This window comes from Escherichia sp. E4385 (assembly GCF_963883145.1).
Lineage (GTDB): Bacteria > Pseudomonadota > Gammaproteobacteria > Enterobacterales > Enterobacteriaceae > Escherichia.
Map to the genome: position 1 here is coordinate 71,455 of NZ_CAWOOJ010000021.1, position 8,505 is coordinate 79,959.

General features: G+C 48.7%; 8 protein-coding genes. 3 read left to right on the forward strand and 5 right to left on the reverse strand.

Features of this window, described 5'->3' with window-relative positions:
* Window positions 1–55: 55 nt before the first annotated feature.
* Window positions 56–1,036, forward strand: coding sequence for a YdcK family protein (ydcK, locus tag AACS80_RS21355; RefSeq protein ID WP_135409953.1), 981 nt, complete (start codon window positions 56–58; stop codon window positions 1,034–1,036).
* On the opposite strand, the gene rimL is transcribed toward ydcK, so the two are convergent.
* The 4 genes from rimL to hglS all read right to left on the reverse strand — a co-directional run bounded on the left by rimL (window position 1,028) and on the right by hglS (window position 5,219).
* A complete protein-coding gene (gene rimL, locus AACS80_RS21360) occupies window positions 1,028–1,567 on the reverse strand; it encodes a 50S ribosomal protein L7/L12-serine acetyltransferase (RefSeq protein WP_135409952.1) in 540 nt (179 codons plus the stop codon). The two genes, ydcK and rimL, sit on opposite strands and share 9 nt — an antisense overlap.
* A gap of 62 nt (window positions 1,568–1,629) precedes the next feature.
* Window positions 1,630–1,854, reverse strand: coding sequence for a YdcH family protein (locus tag AACS80_RS21365; RefSeq protein WP_001296778.1), 225 nt, complete (start codon window positions 1,852–1,854; stop codon window positions 1,630–1,632).
* Window positions 1,855–1,995: 141 nt separating this feature from the next.
* On the reverse strand, window positions 1,996–3,651 hold the full coding sequence (gene opgD, locus AACS80_RS21370) for a glucan biosynthesis protein OpgD (RefSeq protein WP_135409951.1): 1,656 nt from the start codon (window positions 3,649–3,651) through the stop codon (window positions 1,996–1,998).
* 224 nt (window positions 3,652–3,875) lie between these two features.
* Window positions 3,876–5,219: a 2-oxoadipate dioxygenase/decarboxylase HglS gene (gene hglS, locus AACS80_RS21375; protein ID WP_135409950.1), complete on the reverse strand. Its 1,344-nt coding sequence runs from the start codon at window positions 5,217–5,219 to the stop codon at window positions 3,876–3,878.
* A gap of 216 nt (window positions 5,220–5,435) precedes the next feature.
* Between hglS and AACS80_RS21380 the strand changes: the two genes are divergently transcribed.
* Window positions 5,436–6,359: a LysR substrate-binding domain-containing protein gene (locus tag AACS80_RS21380; RefSeq protein ID WP_130210229.1), complete on the forward strand. Its 924-nt coding sequence runs from the start codon at window positions 5,436–5,438 to the stop codon at window positions 6,357–6,359.
* Between the two features lie 30 nt (window positions 6,360–6,389).
* On the opposite strand, the gene AACS80_RS21385 is transcribed toward AACS80_RS21380, so the two are convergent.
* Complete coding sequence (locus tag AACS80_RS21385) at window positions 6,390–8,030, reverse strand: methyl-accepting chemotaxis protein (protein WP_135409949.1); 1,641 nt, start codon at window positions 8,028–8,030, stop codon at window positions 6,390–6,392.
* A 400-nt stretch (window positions 8,031–8,430) separates the two neighbouring features.
* On the opposite strand from AACS80_RS21385, the gene AACS80_RS21390 reads away from it, so the two are divergent.
* Window positions 8,431–8,505: Hok/Gef family protein (locus tag AACS80_RS21390; RefSeq protein WP_138183987.1), on the forward strand; the 75-nt coding region annotated here is incomplete at its 3' end.

The window sequence follows — 8,505 nt, forward strand, 5'->3', positions numbered from 1 at the left end:
AGCCAGAGTCACAGAATTTGCTACGGTTATAGTAGGTCACCTGCGGGAAAACGCTATGCGCAAATATCATCTTAGTGAAGAACAACGAGCTTTTAGTTATCAGGAAGATAGCGATAAAAAGAGTGTTTTATTGCGGCAGATTATTGCCATCGCTGATTTTAATGACGTAATAGCCGGAACGCCTGGCGGCTGGATTGATAATGAAACCGTATTGGCCCAGGACGGAAATTGTTGGATCTATGACCAGAATGCCATCGCGTTTGCCGGAACGGTGATATCCGGTAATACACGCATCACCGGAAGCAGCGAGCTATGGGGCGATGTTTGCGCGAAGGATAACGCCTGGATCGATAATAGCAAAATCAGTCAGGGCGCCCTGATAAGTGACAACGTCACAATTCATGATTCATTAATATGCGGAAATTGCAGGATTTCTGGTCATGTCTGCATTGATCAGAACTCAATGGTTGTCGCTGCGCAAGGTTTAACGCCCGACCACCATCTTCAGTTGCAAATTTATGATCGCGCAAGAGTCAGCACCTCGCGCATTGTTCATCAGGCGCAAATATATGGTGATGCCATTGTGAAATTTGCGTTCATTGAGCATCGCGCCGAAGTTTTTGATTTTGCACGTATTGAAGGTAATGAAGAGAACAACGTCTGGCTGTGTGACTGCGCGAAAGTCTACGGACACGCACGTGTGATCGCCGGAACAGAAGAAGATGCCATTCCCACGCTTCATTACAGTTCGCAGGTAGCGGAACATGCCTCGGTGGAAGGCAATTGTGTGTTAAAACATCATGTTCTGGTGGGTGGTCATGCACTCGTACGTGGTGGTCCGGTTTTACTCGACAATCACGTCACCATACAGGGGAACAGCCGCATTACAGGTGCGGTGATGATTGAAAACCATGTGGAGTTAACCGACCACGCCGTCGTTGCAGCCTTTGATGGCGACACGGTTCATGTCCGTGGTCCAAAAGTTATTAACGGTGAAGAACGCATAACCAGAACACCGCTGGCGGGACTATTGTGAATCAATGATGCGCGCATATATATTTACATCATCATAAGTGTCGTTGAGCAATTCAGCCTGTTTCAGACATCCTTCAAGCGTGAAGCCATTACGCAGCGCCACCTGATTGCTTTGGGGATTATCCACCCGACATTTGATCACGAAGCGTCTGAGTTCACCAGACTGAGCGTAATGATGCATCAATGCCTGCAGCGCCTGAGAAATGATCCCCTGCCCCTGATGAGATTCGTCCAGCCAGTAGCCGATTTCCGCAGTTTTATTCAGTGGTTCAATACGATTAAACGAGATAACGCCGATAAGTTCATCTTCTTTGAAAATCATGAACATTTTGGCATATCCACGCTGATGCAACATCACATTACCCTGCACCGTTTTTCGCGTGTCCTCTTCACTTTGAACAAACTGCGGCCAGTTTAGCGACTGCTGTAACCAGGTTTTATTTTTACAGATTAACTGATAAAGAGGTGTGACATGACTTTCTGCAACAGCATGTAATTCAAGTGATTCGCTTACTTTTATCGTTTCAGTCATCTTATCTCCAGTCAATCCATGCAGTTGTTAAAAAAGCCGCCTGGCAGGCGGCTTAAGAAAGTTTACACCTCTTTGACGCTCTCCTGTTGCAGGATTTTGAGCATCTCATCTTTCAACTGGAGCTTCTGTTTTTTCATGCGGACCACTTCCGCATTGTATCCTCGACCGTCGGAACCTTCCTTTCTGGCAATTTCATGATCAAGTTTATTGTGTTTATCGAACAAGGACATAAAGCGAGGATTTTCGTTTTTCAGACGGGATATTAAATCTCGGTATTCTGGAAACATACGCACTCCCTGTTAGTGGCTGACAAAGTGTACATGAAATACACATCATCAGATTACTCAGATAGTTTGGGGAAAAATGCGAGCGGGATCGTGTTTTACCAGACGGCACCTTCCGTCAGAAGGTGCCGAAAAAAATGACGATCAATTCATCACGCGATCGTCAACGTATTTGCGCTTATCCGGAGCTGGTGGGAAATACTGATACAGCCATGTTTCACTGATGGCATCGCCCTGACAGCGGAGATACATCCGCATATCAACCGGATCAGTAGAGTCCGAAGTCGGATACCAGTCAAATTGAATACGGTAACCATCAATCGGTTCAATGTAGAGAATTTCGATTTGCTTCGCTTCACCGCTGGAGAGCGTAATAACAGGTTCAATCCCCTTAGGCGCAGCCGCTTTCAGGTCCCCACCAACAAAATCGACGGCAAAACGACGCGCCCATTTTTCTGGATAATGCTCACCCGGCGCCCAACCTTCCGGAAAACCTCCCATGCCGGTGCGCGTCGCCATAACACGTGCCAATGGACATTGAACAGGGGGATGTGCGCTCCAGTAAAGACGATACTGGAATGCAAACTCGTCCCCTGCTTTTACTGCTTTTTCTGGCTGCCAGAAGCAGACAATGTTATCCAGCGTTTCACCCGTTGTTGGGATTTCCATCAGACCAATGGTGCCTTTGCCCCATTTATTACGAGGCTCTACCCACAAACTTGGTCGTTTGTTGTACCAGCCCATGATGTCTTGATAATGGGAGAAATCACGATCCAGTTGCAATAAACCAAAGCCTTTCGGGTTATTGTCGGTGTAGGCATTGAACTGCAATTTCTGCGGATTATTTAGCGGACGGCAGATCCACTCACCATTGCCCCGCCACATGGAAAGACGGTCGGAATCATGGATTTGCGGATGAATAGTATCGCACATACGACGTTCATTAGTGCCGCAACTAAACATACTGGTCATCGGCGCAATACCCAATTGCTTGATCTCTTTACGCGCATACAGATGGTTTTCAACATCCATAATCACCTGACTCTTTTCACACTGGATGGTGAACTTGTAGGCACCGGTAATGCTGGGGCTATCGAGTAAGGCATAAACGGTAAAGGTGGTTGCGCCTGGTTTTACGGTATCAAACCAGAAAGCAGTAAAATCGGGGAACTCTTCTTTGCTGTCGGTATAAGTATCAATCGCCAAACCACGGGCTGATAAACCGTATTGATAGGTGTCATCAACGGCACGGAAATAGCTTGCACCGAGGAACGATACCACATCGCGGCGAGCCAGTTCCGGCGCTTTAAATACTCGGAAGCCTGCAAAACCGAGATCGCTTTGCCCTTCTAATTGTTTGGTATCAACACCCGCATCGTTGTATTTGAACAACTCCGGGCGAAAGTGAATTTCACGCGCCAGATGTGTTGCTGGATCAACAGAGAACATGCGTACGCGGCGGCGGAAACCCATCCCCATATGAAAGAACTGGGCATCAAGCTGGCGGTTCTCGACGTTATGCCACAGTGATTGTTCGGCGTCGTATTGAATGCTGTTATAAGCCTGCGGGGTCATAGTCGCCAACGTGTTGGGTAACGGACGCGGCTCGCCACCCCACGGCTTTTGCGCTAAATCATGCGCCATCGTCTGTAAAACCGAAAAGTCAAAACGCTGAGTTTGCCCATCGGCAATATCAGAATCTGCCGCGAACGCAGCCTGAGAAAAAAGAGAAGCAATACCGCTGGTACCGCACACGGCGGCCATAGCCATTGAACCTTTAATAAATCGTCTACGATCCATACCTGACAGTGAGTCCTTCTGGTGTTGTGAATGGTCCCGCGCTGGTCGTTTTCAGCGGCAAGAAAGTGCTTATTAATGACCGCTCACTCTAGACAATATTTATTAATAATCCAATTGTTGAGCATGGAGAATCTGCACAAATCGGCAATTTTTTTATGTCGATGGGAAGAGCCTGATTCATTTGTAAAATCAGGCAAATTTTTGCAAAGCAGGATGGTCAGATTTTAAAGCAATCCACAGCGGCGTTTACTGCGTTCTTCCGCGTCCTTGTATAACTGAAATTCATCAAAAACCTGGCAGCCCAGCGCCTGCTCGAATGCCTCACGACTGGCATTACCATGACTGCGCGTCTGCGTTTCGTTACCGAGATTGGACTGGAAGATCCCCGCCGCACTCACCGGCAAAAAATCCTCATAGGTAATAGGTTGTGCGACAACCCAGCCACGTTCAATCAAAGGTTGCGGATCGTCCCCAGGATGTATCGCCTGACGATGCGCGTCACCCGATGGGGTCAGTCGATAACGGAACCATGCCAGCCCTTGCTGGCGCATCAAAAATTCGCTGTCCGGGAAAGCGCGAAAGGTTTCCTGCAAATGCAGTTGATGAGTGAGATTATCCTGTCCAGTTCCGGCATTACGCAGAAGTTCATCATACAGTCGCCGCCCTTTCGGCGTTAACGCCACTCCGCGCTGCTCTATCTCACCAAATCGCGCGGTATGCCTCCCCTGCTGTTGCCCCACAAACAGAACCGTTTCTTCCAGTGCCTTAAAGCTGGTTTGACGCAATAAAATCGGCACCTCGCGGCGCGGCGGCCCTTCGATGAGAATTTTTGGTTCGATACCGCGTTCGGGCATCATCGACTGCACCCGATCAATGTCCAGCGTGCGTGGCGTCAGGTGATTGATATGACAGCCTGGAAAACAGACTACATCAGCGATCAGTCGATGCTCGTTATGCAACGCGTGATAGGTTTCTTCATCTACCGTTGCTGACTGATGCCAACGAAATGTCTCCAGGGCTTCTCGCACAAACTCCCGCGCTTGCGCTTCGCTAAAACCGCCCTCCCGATCATATTCATCTAACAGTTGCCGACAACGTGGGGTAAAGATATCGCGCTGGCGTAAAATCTCCGCCGCCTTTTGGCGCAATGTTTTGTTTTCGATAAGCTCAAGGCGGAGCAATGAGGTAAAAACGCGGAAAGGATTACGCGCAAGTGAGGCATCATCGATGGGCCGAAATGCCGTAGAATGTACCGGCACGCCAGCCTGCGAGAGATCGTAATAACTCACCGGATACATTCCCATAATGGCGAATATCCGCCTTAATGTGGCAAGTTCCTGCGCGGTTCCTACACGTATCGCCCCATGACGTTCAACGTTAAGCCTCGCCAGTTCATCCGCATTAACCATTTTTTCATGCAGTTGGGGATTATTTTCCAGCACAGCCAGATTCACATCAGCGACCAGTTCCAGCAACGTACCGTACTGTGGAACTTCTTGTTGATACATGGCTGACATTGCCTGCGAAAACTGTTCCCGAATCTCATCCGCTGTGATGCTGTTCGCCATAATGCCTACCCCCAGTGGTCAATTATCTCGAGTGTAGGTAACCGCATTCACTCTGGTGGGAAGAATTTACAAACTGTGATCTCGCCGCGAAATCATCAATATTATCGATTCCGATGTAACATAATTACTTTAAATGTTAATAATATTTTGCAATCAAGTTATCATAATCAAACAACATCACTTGTCAGCGGCACCGCTTCGTTTTTAACATCGCTTATGGAAAAAAATAGTCTGTTTAGTCAGCGCATCCGTTTGCGCCACCTTCATACATTCGTAGCTGTCGCACAACAAGGAACTTTGGGGCGCGCGGCTGAAACCCTTAATCTGAGTCAACCGGCACTCTCTAAAACATTGAATGAACTGGAGCAATTGACGGGGGCTCGCCTGTTCGACCGTGGACGTCAAGGCGCGCAGCTCACCTTACCTGGCGAGCAATTTTTAACTCACGCAGTCAGAGTTCTTGACGCCATCAACACCGCAGGACAATCACTTAATCGTAAAGAAGGCCTTAACAATGATGTCGTCAGAGTGGGCGCGCTACCTACCGCGGCACTAGGGATATTACCTTCGGTTATAGGTCAGTTTCATCAGCAACAAAAAGAAACCACACTGCAAGTTGCCACCATGAGTAACACGATGATCCTGGCGGGATTAAAAACAGGGGAAATCGATATTGGTGTTGGTCGGATGTCAGATCCTGAACTGATGACCGGACTTAATTACGAGCTGCTGTTTCTCGAATCACTTAAGTTAGTTGTTAGGCCTAATCACCCCCTGCTTCAGGAGAACGTAACGTTAAGTCGGGTACTGGAATGGCCTGTTGTCGTATCACCAGAGGGCACCGCGCCACGGCAACATTCAGAGGCATTAGTAAAAAGCCAGGGATGTAAAATTCCTTCAGGCTGTATTGAAACGTTGTCTGCATCGCTTTCACGTCAGCTTACGGTTGAATACGACTACGTGTGGTTTGTTCCTTCTGGCGCGGTAAAAGACGACCTGCGTCATGCCACGCTGGTGGCCCTGCCTGTTCCGGGGCATGGAGCAGGCGAACCTATTGGAATACTGACCCGCGTAGATGCAACACTCTCTTCCGGTTGTCAGTTGATGATTAACGCCATTCGAAAATCAATGCCGTTCTGAAAAGTAAGGGATCTTACGATCCCTTTTTTATCACACCGTTGCCAAACTCACTGAATTCCCTGTTCCTTGTTGAGCCGCCTGAACTGGTTGTTTCTTCAGACGGAACACATCCACGGCTTCAGTTAACCGCGCCGCCTGTTCTTCAAGAGATACCGCCGCAGCTGAAGCCTCTTCCACCAGAGAAGCGTTCTGTTGCGTCACTTTATCCATTTCAGAAATCGCCTGGCTAACTTGTGTGATACCTCTGCTTTGTTCATCTGAGGCGGCAGCTATTTCTTGCATGATATGTGTGACGCTCGCCACGGCATCAACAATAGCGCTCATGGTTTTCCCTGCCGTTGCCACCTCATCGGCCCCCTGGCCAATCAACCTGACGGACTCACTGATCAAGCCTTCAATCTCTTTCGCCGCCTGGGCGCTGCGGCTTGCAAGTGTACGCACTTCGCTGGCGACAACGGCAAATCCCCGCCCTTGCTCACCGGCTCGTGCGGCCTCAACGGCGGCATTGAGCGCCAGGATATTGGTCTGGAAGGCAATACTGTTGATAACAGCCGTGATTTCAGAAATTTTCTTCGAGCTACTGGAGATATTACCCATTGTCCGCACTACACCGGCAACTGTTTGTCCGCCATCACCGGCTTTACTTGAGGCCTCTTGCGCCAGTTTGCTGGCATGATGTGCATTATCAGAATTTTGCTTCACTGTTGCGGTGAGTTGCTCCATGCTGGCGGCGGTTTGTTCAATTGCCGCCGCTTGTTCTTCGGTGCGTGAGGAAAGGTCAGCATTACCGGCAGAAATCTCACTGGTGCCACGATAGATCTCTTCAGCCCCCTGACGCACCGTTCCCACCGTCAGCGCCAGCGAATGCTGCATTTGCTGTAGATGGCGACTTAAGCGGCCAATTTCACTGCGGCCAGTGGGTTCGTCAACCAGAGTCAGATCGCCACTGGCAATTTTTTCAATCCGTTGGGCAGCATGTTGCAGTGGACGAATGACAATCCGGCGTAACACCATAAAGGTTATCAGCGTCATTACCAGCGCAAGTATAAATGCGCCAATCATAAACATCCCTCCCAGACGAGTACGCTGATGCGCCTGTTCCGCTAGCTGGTTAGCTCTGGCGCTACGTATCTCAATGGCTTTGCTTAACTGCTGGTTATAGGCATTATCAAGCGTTCTGATCTGCTCACTTTCATGATTGATAATGGCTTCAAACATGCCATTTTTGGCATATTTCAACATGGGTTGCAGGCCGGAAATATAAGCCAGGAAACGCTGATTTAATTCTCCGTCCAGCGCATCGTCAGCGGGAGTTTTCACCAGGCGAGTACGGTAAACGTTATAGCCTTGTTGCGATTGCTTTATTTGCAATTCCGCTTGCGCAATATTTCGCTTCATCTCTTCCATTTCAGCGATACGACTTGCTGCCCCGGCCTGAATCATATTGATCCGGGCTGAACGCAATAAATCAGAGCTGTTTGCTAAACCCGTGCGTATCTGGATCTCGTCGCTGACGTCGCGCTGATCGCGGTCTGCCTGCCAGAGAAAATACCCCGCCAGGGATGAACTCAAGGCAAACAGAAACAGGATGCCGCCAAGAATGCAGGCAAATAATGGAACCAGCCTGATGTGATGTAAAAAGCCTAAGCGGTGTGAGGATGTTGTATTCATGACCGTTGTCTCTCTTCCTGGTTTACTCCCGATAGAGAGTCATCGGCAATCGATGCTAATTGCTTACTGGCAAAAACCTGTTCATATCACATTTTTACAACAATTTTTGTGATGAGAGATTATTACCATCGGAATGAAGAGACTTACGAGTAGTTATACCTTGTAAGGCGTATTACGAAAAATTCTGGAAAATGCCACGCAATTTCGTGAAGTGATTATTTCGCTGGTAAGGGTAATTACATAGGATGTTTGCGGGCGCCTGAGACTTTCTGTTTTCAGGCTTACCGAAAATCAGAAAGACGAAGGCCCCGACCGATATTTCTATCAACCGAGGCCAACGAATGAAGCTAGCAATTCAGATGTTAGCCTCTTACCTGCCATCCGGCAAGGAGAAAAGGCTATGAAGCGCAATCCCCTGGTGGTGTGTCTGCTCATTATCTGCATCACGATTCTGGCATTCACCCTCCTGACCCGA

Excerpts from the sequence above, each read along its gene's own strand:
- AACS80_RS21380 (WP_130210229.1), top strand. The coding sequence starts at position 5,436 with ATGGAAAAAAATAGTCTGTTTAGTCAGCGCATCCGTTTGCGCCACCTT.
- rimL (WP_135409952.1), bottom strand. The coding sequence starts at position 1,567 with ATGACTGAAACGATAAAAGTAAGCGAATCACTTGAATTACATGCTGTT.
- ydcK (WP_135409953.1), top strand. The coding sequence starts at position 56 with ATGCGCAAATATCATCTTAGTGAAGAACAACGAGCTTTTAGTTATCAG.
- hglS (WP_135409950.1), bottom strand. The coding sequence starts at position 5,219 with ATGGCGAACAGCATCACAGCGGATGAGATTCGGGAACAGTTTTCGCAG.
- AACS80_RS21365 (WP_001296778.1), bottom strand. The coding sequence starts at position 1,854 with ATGTTTCCAGAATACCGAGATTTAATATCCCGTCTGAAAAACGAAAAT.
- AACS80_RS21385 (WP_135409949.1), bottom strand. The coding sequence starts at position 8,030 with ATGAATACAACATCCTCACACCGCTTAGGCTTTTTACATCACATCAGG.
- opgD (WP_135409951.1), bottom strand. The coding sequence starts at position 3,651 with ATGGATCGTAGACGATTTATTAAAGGTTCAATGGCTATGGCCGCCGTG.